Source organism: Holophagales bacterium (genome assembly GCA_016699405.1).
GTDB lineage: Bacteria > Acidobacteriota > Thermoanaerobaculia > Multivoradales > JAGPDF01 > JAAYLR01.
The window spans coordinates 1,294,470-1,313,864 of record CP064972.1 but is presented as its reverse complement, the minus strand read 5'-3'; the positions used below and the strand labels follow the sequence as shown (position 1 = coordinate 1,313,864).

Annotated in this window: 19 protein-coding genes; 15 read left to right on the top strand and 4 right to left on the bottom strand. The window is 70.7% G+C overall.

Annotated elements, in window-relative coordinates; genetic code table 11:
• Nucleotides 1-40 precede the first annotated feature (40 nt).
• Nucleotides 41-1,690, top strand: coding sequence for a mechanosensitive ion channel (locus IPJ17_05645; protein ID QQR75065.1), 1,650 nt, complete (start codon nucleotides 41-43; stop codon nucleotides 1,688-1,690).
• 15 nt (nucleotides 1,691-1,705) lie between these two features.
• On the opposite strand, the gene IPJ17_05640 is transcribed toward IPJ17_05645, so the two are convergent.
• Nucleotides 1,706-3,835 carry a mechanosensitive ion channel gene (locus tag IPJ17_05640; GenBank protein ID QQR75064.1) on the bottom strand — a complete coding sequence of 710 codons (2,130 nt, stop codon included), beginning with the start codon at nucleotides 3,833-3,835 and terminating at the stop codon, nucleotides 1,706-1,708.
• A gap of 183 nt (nucleotides 3,836-4,018) precedes the next feature.
• Here IPJ17_05640 and IPJ17_05635 point away from each other — a divergent pair, with 183 nt between their 5' ends.
• Entirely contained in the window at nucleotides 4,019-4,693 is a 675-nt protein-coding gene (locus tag IPJ17_05635; GenBank protein QQR75063.1) for an FKBP-type peptidyl-prolyl cis-trans isomerase, read from the top strand.
• 198 nt (nucleotides 4,694-4,891) lie between these two features.
• Here IPJ17_05635 and IPJ17_05630 read toward each other — a convergent pair whose 3' ends face one another.
• Nucleotides 4,892-5,830, bottom strand: coding sequence for a diguanylate cyclase (locus IPJ17_05630; GenBank protein ID QQR75062.1), 939 nt, complete (start codon nucleotides 5,828-5,830; stop codon nucleotides 4,892-4,894).
• Between the two features lie 137 nt (nucleotides 5,831-5,967).
• Here IPJ17_05630 and IPJ17_05625 point away from each other — a divergent pair, with 137 nt between their 5' ends.
• From IPJ17_05625 to IPJ17_05585, 9 genes are all read left to right on the top strand, one after another.
• On the top strand, nucleotides 5,968-6,531 hold the full coding sequence (locus IPJ17_05625) for a hypothetical protein (GenBank protein QQR75061.1): 564 nt from the start codon (nucleotides 5,968-5,970) through the stop codon (nucleotides 6,529-6,531).
• Between the two features lie 146 nt (nucleotides 6,532-6,677).
• The gene (locus IPJ17_05620) at nucleotides 6,678-7,880 is read left to right on the top strand and encodes a VCBS repeat-containing protein (GenBank protein ID QQR75060.1); all 1,203 of its coding nucleotides are present in this window, start codon (nucleotides 6,678-6,680) and stop codon (nucleotides 7,878-7,880) included.
• 85 nt (nucleotides 7,881-7,965) lie between these two features.
• Nucleotides 7,966-9,822 carry a signal peptide peptidase SppA gene (sppA, locus tag IPJ17_05615; GenBank protein QQR75059.1) on the top strand — a complete coding sequence of 619 codons (1,857 nt, stop codon included), beginning with the start codon at nucleotides 7,966-7,968 and terminating at the stop codon, nucleotides 9,820-9,822.
• A gap of 58 nt (nucleotides 9,823-9,880) precedes the next feature.
• Entirely contained in the window at nucleotides 9,881-11,275 is a 1,395-nt protein-coding gene (locus IPJ17_05610; protein QQR75058.1) for a sigma-54-dependent Fis family transcriptional regulator, read from the top strand.
• A gap of 140 nt (nucleotides 11,276-11,415) precedes the next feature.
• Nucleotides 11,416-11,784, top strand: coding sequence for a TusE/DsrC/DsvC family sulfur relay protein (locus IPJ17_05605; GenBank protein QQR75057.1), 369 nt, complete (start codon nucleotides 11,416-11,418; stop codon nucleotides 11,782-11,784).
• Nucleotides 11,774-13,084, top strand: a complete 1,311-nt coding sequence (locus IPJ17_05600) for an outer membrane protein transport protein (protein ID QQR75056.1) — start codon at nucleotides 11,774-11,776, stop codon at nucleotides 13,082-13,084. Before IPJ17_05605 ends, IPJ17_05600 begins: the two co-directional genes overlap by 11 nt.
• A gap of 20 nt (nucleotides 13,085-13,104) precedes the next feature.
• Nucleotides 13,105-13,488 (top strand): hypothetical protein, encoded by a 384-nt coding sequence (locus tag IPJ17_05595; protein QQR75055.1) that lies wholly within the window; start codon nucleotides 13,105-13,107, stop codon nucleotides 13,486-13,488.
• Nucleotides 13,489-13,631: 143 nt separating this feature from the next.
• On the top strand, nucleotides 13,632-14,708 hold the full coding sequence (locus tag IPJ17_05590; GenBank protein QQR75054.1) for a hypothetical protein: 1,077 nt from the start codon (nucleotides 13,632-13,634) through the stop codon (nucleotides 14,706-14,708).
• A complete protein-coding gene (locus tag IPJ17_05585; GenBank protein QQR75053.1) occupies nucleotides 14,681-15,445 on the top strand; it encodes a hypothetical protein in 765 nt (254 codons plus the stop codon). The genes IPJ17_05590 and IPJ17_05585 overlap by 28 nt, the downstream gene beginning before the upstream one ends.
• 84 nt (nucleotides 15,446-15,529) lie before the next feature.
• On the opposite strand, the gene IPJ17_05580 is transcribed toward IPJ17_05585, so the two are convergent.
• Nucleotides 15,530-16,198 carry a DUF2959 domain-containing protein gene (locus IPJ17_05580; GenBank protein QQR75052.1) on the bottom strand — a complete coding sequence of 223 codons (669 nt, stop codon included), beginning with the start codon at nucleotides 16,196-16,198 and terminating at the stop codon, nucleotides 15,530-15,532.
• Nucleotides 16,199-16,349: 151 nt separating this feature from the next.
• Between IPJ17_05580 and IPJ17_05575 the strand changes: the two genes are divergently transcribed.
• From IPJ17_05575 to IPJ17_05565, 3 genes are read left to right on the top strand one after another with little or no spacing between them, the layout of a single operon-like run.
• Nucleotides 16,350-16,685 (top strand): winged helix-turn-helix transcriptional regulator, encoded by a 336-nt coding sequence (locus IPJ17_05575; protein ID QQR75051.1) that lies wholly within the window; start codon nucleotides 16,350-16,352, stop codon nucleotides 16,683-16,685.
• Entirely contained in the window at nucleotides 16,682-17,122 is a 441-nt protein-coding gene (locus IPJ17_05570) for a hypothetical protein (protein QQR75050.1), read from the top strand. Before IPJ17_05575 ends, IPJ17_05570 begins: the two co-directional genes overlap by 4 nt.
• Before the next feature lie 28 nt (nucleotides 17,123-17,150).
• A complete protein-coding gene (locus IPJ17_05565) occupies nucleotides 17,151-17,540 on the top strand; it encodes a rhodanese-like domain-containing protein (protein ID QQR75049.1) in 390 nt (129 codons plus the stop codon).
• Here the strand turns inward: IPJ17_05565 and IPJ17_05560 are convergent.
• On the bottom strand, nucleotides 17,507-17,968 hold the full coding sequence (locus IPJ17_05560; GenBank protein QQR76098.1) for a DUF1003 domain-containing protein: 462 nt from the start codon (nucleotides 17,966-17,968) through the stop codon (nucleotides 17,507-17,509). The genes IPJ17_05565 and IPJ17_05560 overlap by 34 nt on opposite strands.
• A 124-nt stretch (nucleotides 17,969-18,092) precedes the next feature.
• On the opposite strand from IPJ17_05560, the gene IPJ17_05555 reads away from it, so the two are divergent.
• The gene (locus IPJ17_05555) at nucleotides 18,093-18,830 is read left to right on the top strand and encodes a hypothetical protein (protein QQR75048.1); all 738 of its coding nucleotides are present in this window, start codon (nucleotides 18,093-18,095) and stop codon (nucleotides 18,828-18,830) included.
• Nucleotides 18,831-19,395: the final 565 nt, after the last annotated feature.

Below are 19,395 nucleotides of genomic sequence, written 5' to 3'. Positions count from 1 at the left end.
TGTGCGACGATCCTCCCCTCACGACCGCCGGGAGCCCGCCATGACTCGAAAGCCGCGCCGCCCGCGCCGACGTTTTGCGCCATTGCTCGTCAGCCTGCTGGCGCTCGTCGCCGGGTGGCCGGCTCTCGCTGCCGGGCAGGAGGACGAGAGGCCGGCGACGAACGACGTGGCGCCGGCCACGCTCTCCTTTTGGAACCGCGAGATCGCCGTGCTGCGCGAGACCTACCGCGAGCGCTCGCCGGCGGAGCGGGTCGAGGCCGCGCAAGCCCGCCTCGCGGCGCTCCCGGAAGTCGGCGTCGTGCCGACCCTGCGCCTCGACCTGGTCGATGGCGGGAGCGGGCGGCGGGCACTCCTGCGCGCCGGCAGCGATCCGCTCTTCGGCCTCGGCGAGGGCGACCTCGACCCCGACTCCTCGACGACGCTCGAACGCGCCGGCGAGGCGGCGCTCGCCCGCCTGCAGGAGGCGCTCGCCGCTCGCGAAGCGCAGCGCCAGTGGCCCCACCTGTTGCGCTCGCTGGCGCTCGCCGTCGTCGCCACCGCCCTCTTCGCGCTGCTTGCCCGGGGCCTCTTGCGGCTGCGCCGCCGGGCCCTCGACCGGCTCCACGCGGCGATCGACCGCCGGCTGGGGCGCCCGTCGCTCTCCGGCTTCGACTTCACCCAGGCCCTGCTCGGCCTCGAGCGCTTCGCCGTGCGTGGGGCCGGTTTCGCCCTCCTCGCCACGCTCGCCTACCTCTGGCTCGCCTTCGTGCTGTCGCGCTTCCCCTTCACCCAGCCCTGGGGCACGCGGCTCGGCGCGTACCTCACCGAACGGCTCGCCTCGCTCGCCCTCGGCTTCGTCGGAGCCATTCCCGGTGTCTTCACCGTGGCGGTGATCTTCCTCGTCACCCGGGCCGTGGCGCAGCTCGCGGCCCAGTTCTTCGACGCGGTCGAACAGCGTCGGATCGAGATCGGCTGGCTCGAGCCGGAGACCGTCCGGGCGACCCGCCGGCTGGTCGGCGTGTTGATCTGGGTCTTCGCGCTCACCGTCGCCTACCCGCACGTCCCCGGCTCGTCGAGCGACGCCTTCAAGGGGGTGAGCGTCTTCGTCGGCCTGATGGTCTCACTCGGGTCGGCGGGGATGGTCAACCAGGTGATGAGCGGCCTCGTGGCGGTCTACTCCCGGGCGCTCAAGCCGGGCGACTACGTGCGTGTCGGCGAGCACGAGGGGCTGATCACCGAAGTCGGTCTGCTCTCGACGAAGATGCACACCCGGCGGCGCGAGGAGATCACCATCCCCAATGCCGTGCTGGTCGGCACGAGCAGCGTCAACTACTCGCGACTCGCCGGCGAGCAGGGGGCCATCGTCGCCACCTCGGTGACCATCGGCTACGACTCGCCGTGGCGGCAGGTCCACGCGCTGCTGCTGCTCGCCGCCGAACGCACCCCGGCGCTGCGCCGCGAGCCGCGCCCGCGGGTGCTGCAGAGGGCGCTGTCGGACTTCTATGTCGAGTACCAGCTCCTGGCCCACCTCGACCGCCCGGAAGAGCGCCTGCAGGCGCTCTCCGACCTGCACGCGCAGATCCAGGACGCCTTCAACGAGTTCGGCGTCCAGATCATGTCGCCCAACTTCGAGGCCCAGCCCGCCGAGCCGGTGCTGGTCCCCCGCGAACGCTGGCACGACGCCCCGGCCCGACCCTCCGACGCGGGTTGAGCAGGCCCGCTCGACTCAGCCCGCGAGGGGTTTCGCCGCCGGGCTTGCCGAAGTCGAGCTCGTCGCGCCGTCGGAGGCGAGGTAGACCGTCCGCGACGGGAAGGCGAACGCCGAACCGGCGCGCTCGACCACGTCGAGGATGCCGAAGTTGAGCTCCTCGGCCACACGCAACGAGGCGGGGAAATCCGGTGTGTCGATCCAGGCGAGCAGCTCGACTTCGAGCGCCGAGTCGCCGAAGCCACGGAAACGCACGCGCTGTCCTTCGGAGGAGACCTCCGGGTGCGCGGCGAGGAGCGCAGCGAGACCGGCGAGGACCTCCCGCAGTTGTGTCGCGCTCGTCGAGTAGACCAGCCCGACCGTCGGGTTGAAGAGGAAGCGGTCGCGGTGGGCGAAGTTCTCCAGCCGTCCGCCGGCGACGAGGCCATTGGGCACGGACACGACTGTGCGGCCCAGCGTGCGCAGCCGCGTCGAACGCAGGCCGATGTCCTCCACGGTCCCCTGATCGCTGCCGATGGCGACGAAGTCGCCCACCTTGAACGGCCGATCGGCGGCGATCACCGTGGCGCCGAATAGGTTTTCCAGCGTCTTCTGCGCCGCGAAGGCCACCGCCGCGCCGGCCAGACCGAGTCCGGCGAGGCCCGCGCCGACGTCGACGCCGACGACCCGCAGTGCCGCGAGGACGACCAGCAGACCGAGGAAGACCTTGACGAAGCGCGCGGCGATCGGCAGGAAGCCGACGCTCACCTGATTGGCCTCGGCGGCGGCCGAGCGGCGCAGATGATCGACGAAGCCGTCGGTGAGCCGCGCCGCGGTCCAGCCGAGGCCGAGCACGCCGAGAATGAGCAGGAGGCGGTGGGCGATCGTCTGCGCTGCCGGGAAGAGGCCGAGGAACGGCACGACGCCGGCGAGCAGCAGCACCCAGACGAGAAACGCCGCCGGACCATCGAGCGACTCGGCCACCACGTCGTCCCAGGCCGTCCGGGTTCGACGGGTCACGGCGCGCGCCAGCCGCCGGAGCGCCCGGCCGGCGAACCGGCTGACCACCCAGCCGACGAGAAGCGCCCCGAGCAGGACGACCCACTGCCAGACCTGGAGTCCGGTCATGCCACCGGCGAAACCGAAGGTCGGCACATGGTCGACGAAGCGCATCGCCAGGCTCGACAGGTAGAGGTCGCCGAGGCGCGCCAGCGTGCTACGCGAGAAGAGCCAGACGTGGCCCTGCAGAGGATCCCAGCGGTGGACCAGCACGACCTCGCCGGTGCGAAAGCGCCGGCGTACCGTGGCGATCCGCTCCTCGTTGTCGGCCACGTCGCTTTCCGGCTTGCCGAGCGGGTCGTCGGAGATCTCGTCGAGCTCGACCCGCGCCGAGCCCAGCAGGCCGATCATCAACCGGCGGGCGAGCCGCGCTCCCTCCGCCACCTGGCGATCGCTCTCGACGTCGGCGAGGTCGAGATAGTGCGCCGCGACATCGAAGCGCCCGGCCTCGCAGGCTTCGAGGAAACCGCCGACGGCCTCGCGCGGTGAGCCGCGACGCACCTCGGGCGGCGTGAGCCCGAGGCCGGGGTTGATCGGTTCGACCTGCTGCGCCGGGACGCCGACGACCAGGGCGGTGTACCAGAAGGCCGCGGCGGAGACGGTCGGCGCGTCGAAGAGCCAGGCTCGCTCGCTGCGGTCGCGACTCTCGACCGGACGCAACCGCACCTCGCCGCGCAGCCCGGCACGCGAGAAGCGCAGCGCCAGCACGCTCTCGGCGCGCCCGCCTTCGACGCGCGGCCCCTCCGGCGATTCCTCGCTCACTGCGTCCCGTCGTGCCGAGAGACTCGCGAGGACGCGGTAGAGCCGCTCGGCGACCGTCGCTCCGGTCGCCCGCTGCTGCGCCGCGGGGATCTCGCCGAGGTCGAGCAGGTGGGCCGCGAGGTCGAAGCGACCGGTCGCGCCGAGATCGAGCAACGACGTCCAGGTCGCCGCCGGGTTGTCGCGATGCGCCTCGGGTGGCGGCGGACCGAGCCCTGGGTTGATCGCCGGTCGCTCGACGACGCCCGCGGCGGCCGAGGCGAAGGTGAACGCCAGGGCGAGCACGGCCCCGAAGGCGGCGATCGGGCGAGTGGGGACAGGACGCGGGCGAACGGTCGGGCGGCGGTGCATCGGTTCCTCCGCGGCGAGTCTGTCAGGTCCCCGCCGGACACCCCAAGCGCCGCCGCTTCGGCGAGCCCGGTGACACCCCACCTTGACCGCCGGCGCACTCCTGCCTAGGGTACGGCGTCCGAGCCCTGCGCGATCGGCCGCTCCGGCTGCCCGCGCCCGAAAGCCCGATTCCGGAGGAATTCGATGACCCGCAAGCTCGCCGTTCCGCTCCTCGCCCTGCTGCTCGCTGTCGCCGCAGCACCGATCTTCGCCGACACGCCGGCGCCGTCGACCGACGACGAGAAGGCCGTCTACACCATCGGCCTGATGCTCCACCGCAACCTCGCCACCCTCGGCCTGACCGACGCCGAGCTGCAGCTCGTCCTGCGGGCGATCTCCGACGCCCACGCCGGCAAGCCGGCGGTCAAGGCCGAGGAGTTCGCACCGAAGGTCCAGGGATTCGTCCAGGCTCGCGCCGAGAAGCGCGCCGCCGCGGAGAAGGAGCGTGGCAAGGCGCTCCTCGACGCGGCGTCCAAGGAGTCGGGGGCCCAGAAAACCGCCACCGGGCTCGTCTACCGCGAGACGCTGGCGGGGACCGGCGCCACGCCCGCCGCCACCGACAAGGTCAAGGTCCACTACCGCGGCACGCTCGTCGACGGCACCGAGTTCGACAGCTCGATCGGGCGCGGCCAGCCGGCCGAGTTCGCGCTGAACGGCGTCATCCCCTGTTGGACCGAAGGTCTCCAGAAGATGAAGGTCGGCGGCAAGGCGAAGCTGGTCTGCCCGGCCGAGCTCGCCTACGGCGACCGTGGCCGTCCGGGCATCCCGCCCGGTGCCACGCTGGTGTTCGAGGTCGAGCTGATCGAGATCGTCAAGTAGTCGACGCGCCGCCGTTCCGTCCTGCTTCCCCCGGGTCTACCGGCGCGAGAGCAGGAGACGTGGTCGGACCCTCCTGCCGGTCGGGACGACGCGGGGGGGAGGGACGGACTTCTGCGCGACCACCCACTCGTCCTGGTCCCGTGCGTGAGCCGGAGACCCGGGCGGGTGGCGCGTGTGGCCGGCAGTCAGGCGTGACGCCTAGGCGAGCGGCAGTTGTCCCGCTTGGGTGGGGAGCGCTTGACGGATGGTGTCGCCGCCCTCGGAACGGGCGCGCCGCAGCGCCTCGGAGGCGCGGTCGAGCAACTCCTCGGCGCTGATCGATCCGCCGCGGTCGGAGGCGAGCCCGACACTGGCCGTGAGCACCACGCTCCGCCCCTCGCCGAGCGGGAACGGCTTCTCGGCCGAGGCGTGACGCAGCCGTTCGGCGGTCGCCACGGCCCGGTCGGGATTGCAGCCGGGCAGGAGGAGGAAGTACTTCGCCGCCACGTTCCGCCCCAGCCAGTCGGAGGCGCGGATCGCCGTGCGCAGGCGCTCGGCAGCCTCGCGGATCACGCCGTCTCCGGCCTCCGGGCCGTGGGTCTCGTTGAGCTCCTTGAAGCCGTCGAGATGCAGCGCGAGCACGGTGACCCAGTCGTTGTCGCGGCAGGCCCGGGTCAGCTCGCGCGCCAGCATCTCGGCGATGGCGCGGCGGTTCCACACGTTGGTCACCGGGTCGCGATCGGCCTGGTGGCGGACGACGTCGGTGAGGACCGTGAGCTTCTCCTGCAGATGCAGCGCCCGGCGCGCCAATGCCAGGCGCACGCGCAGCTCCTCGGCATTCACCGGCAGGAAGAGCACGTCGTCCGCTCCGGCATCGACGGCAGCGAGCGGCGGCGTCGCCTCGCCCCGCTCGGCGAGGACGAGCAGGTGCACATAACGGGGAGCATCGACCCCGCGCAGTCGGCGGGCTGCCGCGAGGGCGTCGAGACCGGGAAGATCGACCTGCCAGAAGGCGAGGCGCGGTCCGCCGGGCGCCTCGAGCGCTTCCCAGGCCGAGAGGCCATCGCCGTGGCTTTCCGGGGCAAACCGCCAGTCGGCCAGGAGCTCGTCGAGCTCCCGTCGCAGCCTTGCGCTGCCCACCGCCACCAACACTCGCATCGAGGGATCCCCCTACCCCGGCCCCGGTGGATTCCCGGCAGCGTATGGTAGAGATCCTCGACGGGTCAACGTCCTCGTGGGCGCTACGCTATGATCCGCCGGTTTTCTGCAGGGGCAATCCCCGGGGAGTCAAGCCGATGCACCATCATCAGAAAGTCGTCATGTACAGCGGCGGCCACAAGGGCGCCGAGGCGGAGTTCGGTCGCTCGGCCAAGCGCTGGGGGATCCGCGAGACCACGTTCTCCTTCGAAGGGCATGCCATGGAGTGGGGCGAGGATGTCCGCACCCTCTCCGAAGACGAGCTCGCCAAGGGCGACGTCAGCATGGAGATCGTCTCGAAGCGCATGGGCCGCACCTACCACGAGGCCGAGAAGGTGCGCCGCGTCATCCAGTCGATCTTCCACATGGTCAACGAGTCGTATCAGGTCTTCGCCATCGGCTGGATCCAGGCCGACGACACCGTCAAGGGCGGCACCGGCTGGGGCGTCGAGCTCGCCAAGCTCTTCAACCGCCACCTCCACGTCTACGACCAGGAGCGCGCCGGCTGGTTCACCTGGCGCGACGGGCACTGGGTCCCCGACCAGCCGACGATCGGTGAGCGCCCCTTCGCCGGCACCGGCACGCGCAACCTCACCCCCGAGGGCCGCACCGCCATCCAGGACCTCTTCACCCGCTCCTTCGGCCCCGCCCCGGGCGCCTGAGCGCGGTTCTCACCGGATTCGGCCGAATAGGAAGGAAGAGGCCACCGACGGGGTCGGTGGCCCTTTCGCTTCTCGTGGATACCCAAGGGAATATCTCGGAGTATTGCACTCGCGTAAAATAGAAGCATTCCTGTGAGGTCTACGCGATGCTCACCTCCCACTTCCGCTCCACCTTCTTCGCATTTCTGATCGCGGCCGCGTGGAGCAGTTTCGCCGCCCCTGCCTCCGGCCAGCTGCTCCCGTTCGACCAGCCTTTTCTCGCACCCACCAACGACGTATCTTGGCGCCTCGTCGTGCAGGACATCGATGGCGACGGCCTGCCCGACGTGAGTACTGCCGGCCCGAGCCACGGGCAGGTCTTGTTCGGAGACCGCACGAGCTTGTTGCGTGTCGGACCGAGCTTCCTTACCGGTGCCCCGGTCTCTCTGGCCGCCGGAGACCTCAACGAGGATGGGTTCGGCGATTTCGCGTGGGCTTCCTCCGATCTCGCTACCGCGTACGTCAATCTGAGCGATGGTGCCGGCGGCTACCATTGGTACCAGGCGCTCGAGCCGAGTCCGCTCACGCCCGAGACCTTGGAGATTCGAGACTGCAACGGCGACGGCCACCGCGACGTGGCAGCCACCTCGGTGGGTTGGCTCGGCGGCGGTGACGGTACATTCACCTCCGGCTCAGGCTGTTTGGCTCTCCATGCAGTCGTCGGTGACTTTGACGGCGACGCCTGGCCAGATCGGGCGAGGGCCGTGTACAACGGGTTCACGAACACGATCCGCATCCGAGTAGCGTTGGGTACTGCGGGAGGACTCTATGGAACAGAGTTCGACGGCCCACTCCTCCCTCCTCAGACTTCCCTGCCATTCGTGGGAGATGCCGACGGAGACGGCCTCGACGATCTCGTCATCGTCCATTACGGCGTCCCGAAGCAGATCGGCATCGCGAGATCGGTCGGAGGGGGAGCCTTCGCAGACTCGGTATTCACTCTCTTTCCGGACGGGCCCAGCCAGGGTGCTGCCATGGACATCGATGGGGACGGTCGAACCGAGTTCGTGTTCTCGTCCTCCTTCGCGCCCAGAGCCCACTTCTTCCGCGGAGCCGTGACGGACGGTCTAATTGAATACGCGACTCTCGATCTGCCTGCAACGTCGGACGCCCTGGTCATCGCCGATCTCGCCCGAGACGGCGCTCCCGAACTGGTGGTCGACAACGGCCCCAACAGCGGCCTCTGGGTCTACCCCAATCGCCGAGGCTTCCTGATCGACGTGCCGACTCTCGACCCCCATGGCCTGACTCTTCTCGGCCTTCTCGTCGCCGCCGCTGGTTGTCTGCTGCTTCACCGCGCCCGTCCCTAGGGGGCCTTTCCACAACTCCGGGTCCTCCCGCGCGTAGAATCCTTGGACCCGGGCAGAGTCCGCCCAGGCCCTTCCGGAGGGATCCATGGAGAACGAACGGCCCAATATCCTCTTCCGCTTCCTGCGCGCGATCTGGCGCGGGGTGGATCTGTCGCGGCGGATCGTGGTCAACGCGATCTTCCTGCTGATCGTCATCGCTCTCTTCGCCGCCGCCGGCGGGAGCAAGCCAAAGGTGCCGGGCAAGGCGGCGCTGGTGCTCAACCCGAAGGGCGCCGTGGTCGAGCAGCTGACCGGCGACCCGGTCGCCCAGGCGATGCGCAAGCTCGACGGCTCGGCCGATGCCGAGACGCTGCTCAAGGACCTCACCGACGCCCTGCACGCCGCCAAGAGCGACGACCGCATTCAGGCGGTCTACCTCGGGCTCGACGAGCTCGGCGCGATCGGGCCGAGCAAGCTGCAGGATCTCAAGGCGGCCCTCGTCGACTTCAAGACCAGCGGCAAGAAAGTGATCGCCGCGGCCGACAGCTACGGCAACGCCTCCTACTTCCTCGCCGCGCAGGCCGACGAGGTGCACCTCAACCCTCTCGGCATGGTGCTCGTCGAGGGCTACGGCATCTGGCGCCCCTACTTCAAGGAGGGGCTGGACAAGTACGAGGTCGACGTCCACGTCTTCCGCGTCGGCGAGTACAAGTCGGCGGTCGAGCCGTATCTGCGCGACGACATCTCGCCCGAGGCGCGCGATTCGTACCAGGATCTGCTCGGCGACCTCTGGGGCTCGTGGGTCGCCGACGTCGCCGCGGCGCGCAAGCTCACCCCCGGCGAGGTGATCGCCAGCATCGAGGGCGTCGACGGGCGGCTGCGGGCCGCCCACGGCGACGCCGCGAAGATGGCGCTGGCCGACAAGCTGGTCGACAAGCTGTCGAATCGCGACGAGGTGCGGGCGCGGATGATCGAGCTGGTCGGCAAGGACGCGGAGTCGAAGAGCTTCAACCAGATCGCCTTCGCCGACTATCTCAAGGCGAAGGGGCTGCGCGACCGCAAGCCGGTGAAGGGCGACGCCGTCGGCGTCGTCGTCGCCAAGGGGACGATCGCCGACGGCACCAAGCCCTCCGGCGAGATCGGCGGCGACTCCACGGCGGCGCTCATCCGGCAGGCACGCGAGGACGACCAGATCAAGGCGATCGTGCTGCGCGTCGACTCGCCCGGCGGGAGCGCCTTCGCTTCCGAGCTCATCCGGCGCGAGGCCGAGCTGGCGCGCGCCGCTGGCAAGCCGGTGGTCGTGTCGATGGGCTCGCTCGCCGCCTCGGGCGGCTACTGGATCTCCACCGCCTCCGACCGCATCTTCGCCAGCCCCGACACGCTCACCGGCTCGATCGGCATCTTCGGAATGATCCCGACCTTCCAGAAGCCGCTCGCCAAGTACCTCGGCGTCCACGTCGACGGTGTCGGCACGACCTGGCTCTCCGGTGCCGTGCGCGTCGACCGGGCGCTCGACCCGCGCGCCGGCGAGCTCATCCAGACGATGATCGACCGCGGCTACGAGGAGTTCCTCACTCGCGTCGGCCAGGCGCGCAAGATGACGCGCGACGAGGTCGACAAGATCGCCCGCGGTCGCGTCTGGAGCGGGGCCGACGCCAAGCGGCTCGGCCTCGTCGACGAGCTCGGCGACCTCTCCGCGGCCATCGCCGCGGCGGGCAAGCTCGCCAAGCTCGAAGGAGAGCCGAAGGTCATCTGGGTCGAGAAGGAGGCGGACTGGAAAGAGCAGCTCGCCGCCGACATCCTCAACTCCACGGCTCGGCTGGTGCGGCTCGACGACGTGTCGAGGCCGCGCGGGCTCTCGCCGGCTCGCCGCCTGACCGAGATCACGCGCGAGGTGCGTGCCCTCGCCGAGCTCGACGATCCGCAGGGGCTCTTCGCCCACTGCCTCTGCGAGGTGCGCTGAGCCTCGCCACGACCCGCGCCGCCCGCTCGTCGGCCGGCGCGGGTCCCTCTTCTCGCCGATGGCCCGCCGCGCGCTCTCCGATCAGGCTGCCGTCGCCGCGATGATCGGCGGCATCGACCGCGTCTTCTCCTCGCTCGGGCGGGTCGTGCTGTGCGCCGATCCCCGCTGGCGGGTCGTCCATGCCTCGCACGGCATCGACGCCATGGGCGGCGACGGCACCGCCGCGAGTCTCGTCGGTGCGACGCTCGAGGAGCTGCTCGGCGCCGAGCTGTTCGGTTCCGCCGGGGCGCTGCGCGCCGCTGTCGAAGCCGGCGAACGGCGTGAGGGCTGGGGCGCCACCTTGCAACTCGCCGGGCGGCGACCGCGGCGGGTTTCGGTGACCGCCGCGCCACTCGTCGAACGCCGCGACGACCTCTGTGACCCCGGGGTCGCCTACGTCGTCGTCATGCGCCCCGCCGAGGAGGCGCTCGAGCCCGGAGCCGAGCCGGGCATCATCCACTTCTCGGGCCTCGTCGCGCGCTCGCAGGCGATGCAGAACATCTTCCGCCTGATCGAGAACCTTGCCGAGAGCGACGCCACGGTCCTGCTCTCCGGCGAGAGCGGCACCGGCAAGGAGCTCGTCGCCCGCGCCTTCCATCTCCACTCCGGACGGCGCAGCGGCGCCTTCGTGGCGGTCAACTGCGCGGCGCTGCCGGGAGAGCTGCTGGAGAGCGAGCTCTTCGGCCACGTGCGCGGCGCATTCACCGGCGCCGTGCGCGACCGCGCCGGTCGTTTCGAGCTCGCCGAGCACGGCACGCTCTTTCTCGACGAGATCGGCGACCTGCCGCTCTCGCTCCAGGGCAAGCTCCTGCGCGTCCTGCAGGAGCGCACCTTCGAGCGGGTCGGCGAAAGCCGGACCCGAGAGAGCGATGCCCGCATCCTCGCGGCGACCCACCTCGACCTGTCCCGCGCGGTGCGTGAAGGGCGATTCCGCGAGGACCTCTACTACCGCCTGCGCGTCGTTCCCGTCGAGGTGCCGCCGCTGCGTGCGCGCCGCGAAGACGTCGAGCCGCTCACCCGCCATCTGCTCGCCCGCGCCGCGCGGCGCAGCGGGCGGGAGGTGCGCCTCTCCCCCGACGCGCTGCGAGCGCTCCTCGCCTACGACTGGCCGGGGAACGTGCGCGAGCTCGAGAACGCCCTCGAGTACGCGCTCGCCGTCTGCCGGCGCCAGACCATCCTGCCGGAGGACCTCCCGGCCGAAGCTCGTTTGCCGGCGCGGAGCGTGCCGAGCCCGGTCGAGAGCCGGCCGCCGGCGGGGAGCCAGCCGACCGCCCCGCGGGACGAACGCGAGCGCCTCCTCGTCGCCCTCGAGGCCGCCCGCTGGCGACGCGACGAGGCGGCCCGGGCCCTCGGGCTCTCCCGCACGACGCTCTGGCGGCGCATGCGCGAGCTGGGGCTCGGCGTTTCAGCGTAGCAACGTTGCGTTTCGCCTGAAACGTCGCGTAGCAACGTGACGTTTCAGGCTCGCCTCGAAAGACCAGAAAACAGACTCGTCCGGCCCGTTTTCATCGCGGCACGCTCCGTGCTCTAGGACACGGCGGAGCGATCGACCGCATGCCCTCACCCTCTCGCCTCGACTCGTGCCTCGCCAGGTCGGAGGCGTGGACTCCCGCCCAGGCCGAGCGAAGCGCCGACGCGCTCGGGCTCGCCCCACTCTCCGAGCGCCACTGGCGGGCGCTCGCCGCCTGCCGCGAGGAGGCCGCACGTTCCGGGCGCATCCCGGCGCTCGCCACCATCGCTCGCACCACCGCGCTCTCCCGCTCGACCCTCGCCCGGCTGTTCGGCGCCGCGCCACTGGCGGCGATCGCCACCCTCGCCGGGCTCGATCTGTCGCGCTCGACCTCGCTTCGTGCGCCGTCCTCGCGGACGCGGCCGCTGCCGCGCCGCTCTCTTCTCAAGGAGGAAGAACCCCATGCCGGCTAGCAGAACCTGGCTCGCCGCCGCCCTCGCTCTCGCCCTGGCGCTCCTGCTCGCGCCCGCGGCCCATGCGACGAACGGCATGTACCTGACCGCCTACGGCACCGAAGCGATGGGCCGCGGCGGCGCCAACCTCGCGATCTCCGACCGCTCGCTCGCCATCGGCTTCAACCCCGCCGGCATCGCGCAGCTCCAGGGCAATCACTTCTCGGCGAACCTGGCGACGATGGCGCCGTCGCTCGAGTTCGAGAACATGGTCAACGGCCCGACCGACGCCAAGAGCCGCTACTTCACCATGCCCTCGGTCGCCTACGTGCGCGGGGCCAAGGGCTCGCCGTGGACCTGGGGCATCGGCTTCATCGGCCAGGGCGGCATGGGCGCCACCTTCGAGAAGCTCAACACCTTCTTCGGCACCGTCGACGGCACCTACACGCAGGTCCGTTTCATGACCATTTCGCCGACCGTCGCCTACTCCTTCTCCGAGGACTTCGCCGTCGGCGCGACGATGAACGTCGGCTATGCCGACGCCTCGTTCCGCTTCTTCCCCGGCACGTCGTTCTTCAACACGCAGATGCCGGCAATGAGCTTCTTCGGCGTGAAGATGGAGAACGCTCACGGCTATCAGCAGAACTTCCGCCTCGGTGCCTGGTGGCGACCGCACCCGAAGGTCTCGCTCGGCGCGATCTACCAGACCGAGACCGATTCGACCTTCGACAACGGCGACATGCAGGTCAACTTCACGGGGCATCCGCTGCTCGGCCGCAAGGTCCACTACGACGGCAAGATGGACGGCTTCACCTTCGCCGCCCAGGCGGGTCTCGGCATCGCCCTGCGGCCGAACGATCGCTGGACGATCGCCCTCGACGTGAAGAAGAACTACTGGGACGACGCGCTCAACACGATCACCGTGAGCAGCAGCAATCCCGACACTCCGGGCGCTCCGGACGTCGTCATGCCGTTCGTCTTCAACTGGAAGGACCAGTGGGTCTACGCCCTCGGCGTCGACTACCGGGCGAGCGAGCGCCTGACGCTGCGCGCCGGCTACAACTTCGGCGAGAATCCGGTGCCCGCCGAGACCCTCACCCCGCTCTTTCCGGCGACCGTCGAGAAGCACGCGACGATCGGCATGACCTGGATGGGGGAGACCGGTCGCACCTACGAGCTGGCGCTCGAGCACGCCTTCAACGCCAGCCAGACCAACAACAACGTCGATCCGTTCGTCAACCCGTTCGGCCCCGGCGCCCGCGTCGATCACTCGCAGTGGACGCTCTCGTTCGGCGTCTCCTGGGCCTGGGCCCGCAAGTAGCGCGAGGAGGAGCCCTTCTCATGAAGCTCACCAAGCTCACCGCTTTTCCCACGATCGCCCTCGCCGTGGCACTGCTCGCCGCGGCCACGCTCCTGCCCGCCCACCCGGCCGCCGCCACCGACGCGATGGCCAAGTCGACGCAGCTCGCCTGCACCGCCTGCCACGACAAGCCGGGCAGCAAGCTGCTCACCGCCAAGGGCAAGTACTTCGAGACGATGGGCTCGCTCGACGGCTACGAGGCCCTCGAAGTCGCCTTCAAGGACTGCACCGCCTGCCACGTCGCCAAGCCCGGCTCGTCGAAGCTGACCGCCAAGGGCAAGGAGTTCGCCGGGTTGGTCAAGGACATGAAGGGCCTCGCGGAGTGGCTCAAGAGCGCCCATCCCGCCAAGCCTGCCAGGCCGTGACCGGAGACGGGACACGCCGTTCGTCCTTGCCGGAGCGGGTCGAACGGCGTCTCCCTGGCTGAGTGCAGAAACGCCTCGGCGCCCCGGAGTGCTCGGCCGGGGCGCTCGTCGTTCCCCTTGTGACCTAGACTGCGCGCGTGCCGATGCCCCGCGCGCCCCGCCACCCGTCGACTCGCCGCCGCCGCGGTGAGCTTGCGCTCGCGCTCCTGGCCGTTTCGTCCGCGGCCGGCTGTGCGACCTGGCCGGCCGCCGGCGGGCGCGTCGCGGTGACGCTCGCGCCGGTGGCGCCGTCCGCACGAATCGCGCATCTCGCCGAGCTCCAGAGCGCTCCCGCGCCGCCAGGCGACGAACGCGCCGAAATCGCCCGCGTGCTCGACCACGCCGCCCAGGCGATCGCCGCCGACCTCACGGCTCGGCTGACGGAGAGCCGGCAGATCGAGCTCGTCGTCGCCGCGAGCCCCGCGTCTCCCGCGATCGCCGCGCGCGAGCTCTCCCCTCTCGCGGCTGTCGAAACCGCCCCTTCGCCGGCGGCGCCAGCGTTGCGGCTCGACGTCCGCCTCGTGGGCTACGGTCGCATCGAACGGAAGTGGCTCGTGCTGCTCATCGGCAGCGGCGTCGTCGAGGCCGCCGTCCAGGGTCTTCTCGTCGCCGAGCTCGCCGGCGGTTGGGCCGGCGCCGCGGTGGCCGCCGAGGAGCTGGCTCAAGAGGCGCTCGTCTGGGGCGGCGGGGCGCACCTGCTGGCGCGCTTTTACGCGCCGGTGACGCTCACCGCCCGCCTCGTCGATCCACGCGACGAGCACACCCTCTGGCGCACCTGGGTGTTCAGCCGCGCCACCCGCAAGCTGCGCCGCTCGCTCCCGGAGCTCGAGCGCACGCGGCGCGAGTCGCTGCTTGCCGCCACGGCGGCCGAGGCCTCGCGCGAGCTCGCGCTTCGGCTCGAGCGCGCCGTCCGACGGCACCGAGCGCGCAGCTCTGGCGGCCCGCAACCGACACGCTTCCCCCACCAGCAGCCGAGCGTGGCGCGTCGCCACTCTGCTCACGCTCCTGCTGTTCCCGCTCTGGTACGCCTCCGACCTCTTCCTGATCCGGAGCCTGCGCCCGGACGGCAGTCGTCGGGGGCGTTCCTCCCGGACCTCCCCGCCGGGCGGGCGTGCTATTGTGTGGGCGCGTTTCGCTTCTCGGAGAAGCCGTCATGCCGCACCGAATGCGCCGTCCGCTGATCCTCCTGCTCCCGCTGCTCGCCGCCCTGGCGGTCGCTCCGCTGCGGGCGGATCGTCTCGCCCGGACCTTCCTCGAGGCCGGCGGCAAGCCGCTCGTCGAGCACGGCACCCCGGTCGTCAACGGCTGCGCCGGCGGCCAGATCCACGACGACGGCGTCCCCGAAAACGGCTACGGGTGGAACAACACGGTCGTCGACGGCCGCTATGTCGATCGCTTCACCCCGGCTTCCTACCCGTTCCGTTACGGCACGGTCTGCCTCTGCTGGGTCCGTCAGGGGAGCGACGACACGATCGCTTACGACGTCATCGCCTATGACGACGACGGTCCGTCCGGCACCCCCGGGACCCTCCTCGGCTCCGTTCCGGCGGTTGCCTCGGGCGTGCCGACGGCGCTTCCCGGCGCCTTCTACACCGTCGATCTTTCGACCGTCACCGCCAACGTGACCTCGGGCAGCATCTACCTCGGCGCCCGGTGGAACGCCTCGGTCGAGCAGGGCTTCTACCTCTGCGCCGACGAGTCGAGCGCCACGCCGCTTGCCGGCGGGGAGGCCTGGTCGAACGTCGCCCCCTGGGTGCAGACGACGACGCTCTTCCCCAACTACCGGGCGCTGCAGGTTCAGGCCGGGGAGGGCACGGCGCTCATCGAGGTGCCGACGCTCGACCACGTCGGGCTCGCCGCACTGCTCGCGGCACTTGCCGCGAGCGCGCTCTTCCTGCTGCGCCGCCGCACCGCCTGACGCCGACGTCGTTCGCCGGCACCGACCTCGAAGGCCGCCCGCGTGGCGGCCTTCGCCGTTTCTGCGGCGAAGGTGGAGCGCCGCTCAGCGGCCGCCGCCCGCCTTCATCTCGGCGATGAAGCGGTCGGCCTCGGCGATCGACGTCTGCATCTGCTGCAACAGACCCCCGACCTCGAGCTCGAGACTCTTGGCGGTGCCGGAAAGCGAGCCGAGCGCCCGTGCGTTGAGGTTGTGCTTGAGGAAGAGCACCTGGTCGTGCAGTCGGCCGAGGACGGGGTCCATGCTCTTGGCCGAGCGCTGCATCGCGACGAGCACCTGGCGGTAGCGGTCGCGCGTCGCGGTGAGCTCGCGCTCGCTCTCGCGACGCAACCCGGCGTCCTGGTACTGGCCGATCTCACGCTGCCACTCCTCGAAGAGCGACTGCGCGACGTGCTCGACCTTGGCGATGCGGTCGTTGACCTCGGCCGCCTGCTTGGCGCTCGCCTCGTATTCGCCCGAGAGCTTGCCGTACATCGCCTCGAGGTCGCCGCCGGTGTAGCCGACGAGCGCCTGGAACTGCTCGAGCGCGTCCTTGAACTGCTGTTGCGCCTCGACCTGCGATTCGCGCGCCTTGTCGACACGCGAGACGAGCAGCTCGCGCTTCTCGACCCCCACCTTCTCGAGCGCCTTGTAGTAGCGGTCCCGCGCGAGCTTGCACCCGGATAGCGCAAGCAGCAGGACGAGGATCACGAAAGAGCGAGCGCGTAAGGACATGGACTGCCTCCGGAAGGTCTCGCGTCATGCTAGCAGGCGGCCTCGGCGAGCTCGGGACAAGCATCCGCCGACTGCCCGCGGTCCGGACTCCGGAGTCGTCGACGGCGGCCGTCGCTTGACAATAGTTCGATAGTTAGCTAATTATCGACCCATGAACCGCGTCTTCAAGGCGCTCGCCGATCCGACCCGGCGGCGCATCCTGCAGCTGCTGCGGCAGGGCCCACTGGGAGCCGGCGAGCTCGCAGGGCATTTCGACGTCTCGAAGCCGACCATGTCGGCGCACTTCGCGGTGCTGCAGGAGGCCGATCTCGTCGCGGCCGAGCGGCAGGGCCGCACGATCCTCTATCGGCTGAAGCTCTCGGTGCTGGAGGACGCGCTCCTGAGCTTCGCCCAAACCGTCGGCTCGGATGTGGTCGCGGCGGCTCGCCCCCGGCGTGCCGCCCAGCAGGGCACGCCGACACGCCGACCCCTGCGAGGGACCACGTGAACGAGCTTGCGAGCCTCGAACCGAAGCCCAAGAGCAGCGCCCCGGAGATCCGCGTCGCCCTCGTCTTTGCCGGCCTGATGCTGGCAACGGCCGCGGTCGCCCGGCTCGCTCCGCGATTCGGTTGGATCGACACCGCATCCATCCAGCAACGATCGCTGATGATCCTCCTGGCGGCGTACATCGTGCTCACCGGCAACACGATTCCCAAGCGACTGACATCCCTCGCGTGCGTGCGGATGAACCCTGCCCGGACGCAGTCGTTCTTCCGTTTCGCCGGCTGGACCTGGGTGCTCGCCGGCCTCGCCTTCGGCGCCGCCTGGCTCGCCCTGCCGCTCTCGACCGCCGGCACGACGACGCTCGTCGTCCTGCCCCTCGCCATCGCAGCGGTCGCCATCCAGTGGTTGCGTCACACCGCCGCCCCTCCCCCGGCGGCGTGACGCCGCCGATCAAGCAGGAGGAGATGTCATGTTCGCCCGCCTCATGGGTCTCGCGGAGATCTCACCCAAGGAGCTCTACGCCCGCAGCCAGAGCGAGCCGCTGGTGATTTTCGACGTCAACGCCGAGCCGCGTTGGCTGGCCGCTCGCGTGCCGGGCGCCAACCACCTCGACCCCCTCGGCTTCGCCGCCAGCGACCTGCCGGCCGATCGCGAGACCGCCCTCGTCTTCTACTGTTCGAATCCGCTCTGTCGCAAGGCGCCCAACGCCGCCCGGCGCGCCCGGGGGATGGGCTATCGCAACGTGCGCGTGATGTCGGCTGGCATCAGCGGCTGGCTGAAGGCCGATCTGCCGACCGAATCCGGCCAGCCCGCCACGGTGCCGGCTCAGGCAGGCTCGGTTTCTGCGAAGCCGAGCTGAGCTCGGAGCGTCGCGACCTCGAGCGGACACACCTCCGACGTCGGCCACTCGAAGCTCGCGAGGTGCTCCCGCAGGCGGAGCTCGGCCTTGAGGTTGACCTGGTCGTCGTGCTGCGAGCGGAACCGGTCCTTCGCCTCCTGCCGGTTCTGACTCATCATGATCACCGGCGCCTGGATCGCCGCGGGGCAGGAGAGGATCAGATCGAGGAGGATGAACGCCCAGCTCCCGCCGTAGGTCGCGATGCGGTCGGCGAGCTGCTCGGCGAACGACCACTTCTCTTCGAGCTCGCGTCCGCGTTCTTGACCAGGAGCTCGTGCTCGCGAATGCTGTGCCGCACCTCCTGCTCGAGGTTCGTCAGCTCGCCGCCTTCGGTTTCGAGCGGGGAGAGGACGTAGGCCGGGCGACAGCGCGCGAGATCGCGCCGGCAGAGGAAGCTCTCCGAGGACCGGTCGGGGGCTCGCGCATGACCGCCTCGGAGATCACGTCGCGCACCGCGGCCGCCGGGGCGAGCGAGCGCGCCCATCGCGCGCCGGGGGCGGATAGGATCGCGCGATGCCAGCCAAGCCCCGTCCGCGCCGGGAGAAGCCGACCCTGATCCAGGCGTTCCTCGCCCGCGGGCCCGAGCGCGATCCGCGCATCCTGCTTCCGCGCAGCGCGTTGCCGCTCGCGCGGGCCGCGTTCCTCTTCCATGGGGTGGTCGTCCGCGGATGGTCGCTCGGCTGGCTCGCGGGGTTTCTCTTCGCCGAGTTCTTCCTCGTCGTGCGTCTCGCGGTGCTCGGCGACCGCTTCGCCGGCGGCCACTCGCTCGACCCCGAGCTGCATCGACGCACGTCGCTCGCGTTCCAGTTGGCCTGGCTCGTCGTCTCGACGGCGGCTCTCGCCTTCACCGGACTGGCGCTCGCGGCCTCGCAGGCGGGCGGCTCGCTCTTCACGGGCGGACACCTCGACGTCTCCTCGCTCGATGCCGCCGCGACCTGGGGAGTCGCCGGCTACGTGGTGCTGCTCTTCGTCGACGCGATCGTCGAAGGTCTCTCGGCGCGACGCGCGCAGCGCGCCTTTTCGTCGGCCGCCGCCGTGCAGGCGTCCTTCTTCCTCGTCGCCGTCCTCCTGCTCTCGTTCGTCTCGATCTTCCTCGCCGGTCTGGTCGAGGACCTCCTCGGCGAACCGGGAGCCCGCGGCGTCTTCGCGCTCCAGCTCGTCGCCGCGCGCGGCATCTCCGAGCTCGCCGTCCTCTGGCTCCCGCTCCTCGCCCCGCGGCTCGAAAACTGGAAGCGCTCGCGGCGCTCGTAGCCACCGCCCCACGGCGCGCTCACGGGAAGTTGCGGCCCGCACGGGAATACCGCGCGCTTGCCGCCGAGGCCCACGCGCCAGTGGAAACGGCCATCTGCGCGCCGCGATCCCGCGCCGCAGTCCAGGGAGGTGCGAAGTGGTCGACAAGAGCCGGCTCGACGACCTCCCTTCCTTTCGAACCGAGTAGCAAGCGAAGGAAGAGATCCCCTTCCGAGGCCCGCGTCCAGCGCGGGTACCGAGTCGTCCGCGGAGACAAGGAGTCCCTCGAGAAGCTCGGGCGGAATGACCTCTGCCCCGGCGGCTCCGGGCGGCGCTTTCAAACGCTGCTGCATGCGGGCGGGCTTTCCACGACGGTTCCGACCGCGACCGCGACTTCCGCTAGCTGAGCGCGGGCAGCCTCTTGCACCCGGGGGTACCCCGCTTCCCTTCTCGTCACCGCATCCACGGCGAGGCTCCGCAAGGGCCTGCCTCGACCGCGACGCGGGCTCGGCAACCAACGAGCTGCGGACTTCGAGGCGCGGGCCGTCTTCGTGCCGAACGGAGGCCGCGTTCGGGGGGAGTCACC

Coding starts and splice junctions, on each gene's coding strand:
- IPJ17_05645 (QQR75065.1), top strand. CDS start 41: ATGACTCGAAAGCCGCGCCGCCCGCGCCGACGTTTTGCGCCATTGCTC.
- IPJ17_05640 (QQR75064.1), bottom strand. CDS start 3,835: ATGCACCGCCGCCCGACCGTTCGCCCGCGTCCTGTCCCCACTCGCCCG.
- IPJ17_05635 (QQR75063.1), top strand. CDS start 4,019: ATGACCCGCAAGCTCGCCGTTCCGCTCCTCGCCCTGCTGCTCGCTGTC.
- IPJ17_05630 (QQR75062.1), bottom strand. CDS start 5,830: ATGCGAGTGTTGGTGGCGGTGGGCAGCGCAAGGCTGCGACGGGAGCTC.
- IPJ17_05625 (QQR75061.1), top strand. CDS start 5,968: ATGCACCATCATCAGAAAGTCGTCATGTACAGCGGCGGCCACAAGGGC.
- IPJ17_05620 (QQR75060.1), top strand. CDS start 6,678: ATGCTCACCTCCCACTTCCGCTCCACCTTCTTCGCATTTCTGATCGCG.
- sppA (QQR75059.1), top strand. CDS start 7,966: ATGGAGAACGAACGGCCCAATATCCTCTTCCGCTTCCTGCGCGCGATC.
- IPJ17_05610 (QQR75058.1), top strand. CDS start 9,881: ATGGCCCGCCGCGCGCTCTCCGATCAGGCTGCCGTCGCCGCGATGATC.
- IPJ17_05605 (QQR75057.1), top strand. CDS start 11,416: ATGCCCTCACCCTCTCGCCTCGACTCGTGCCTCGCCAGGTCGGAGGCG.
- IPJ17_05600 (QQR75056.1), top strand. CDS start 11,774: ATGCCGGCTAGCAGAACCTGGCTCGCCGCCGCCCTCGCTCTCGCCCTG.
- IPJ17_05595 (QQR75055.1), top strand. CDS start 13,105: ATGAAGCTCACCAAGCTCACCGCTTTTCCCACGATCGCCCTCGCCGTG.
- IPJ17_05590 (QQR75054.1), top strand. CDS start 13,632: ATGCCCCGCGCGCCCCGCCACCCGTCGACTCGCCGCCGCCGCGGTGAG.
- IPJ17_05585 (QQR75053.1), top strand. CDS start 14,681: ATGCCGCACCGAATGCGCCGTCCGCTGATCCTCCTGCTCCCGCTGCTC.
- IPJ17_05580 (QQR75052.1), bottom strand. CDS start 16,198: ATGTCCTTACGCGCTCGCTCTTTCGTGATCCTCGTCCTGCTGCTTGCG.
- IPJ17_05575 (QQR75051.1), top strand. CDS start 16,350: ATGAACCGCGTCTTCAAGGCGCTCGCCGATCCGACCCGGCGGCGCATC.
- IPJ17_05565 (QQR75049.1), top strand. CDS start 17,151: ATGTTCGCCCGCCTCATGGGTCTCGCGGAGATCTCACCCAAGGAGCTC.
- IPJ17_05555 (QQR75048.1), top strand. CDS start 18,093: ATGCCAGCCAAGCCCCGTCCGCGCCGGGAGAAGCCGACCCTGATCCAG.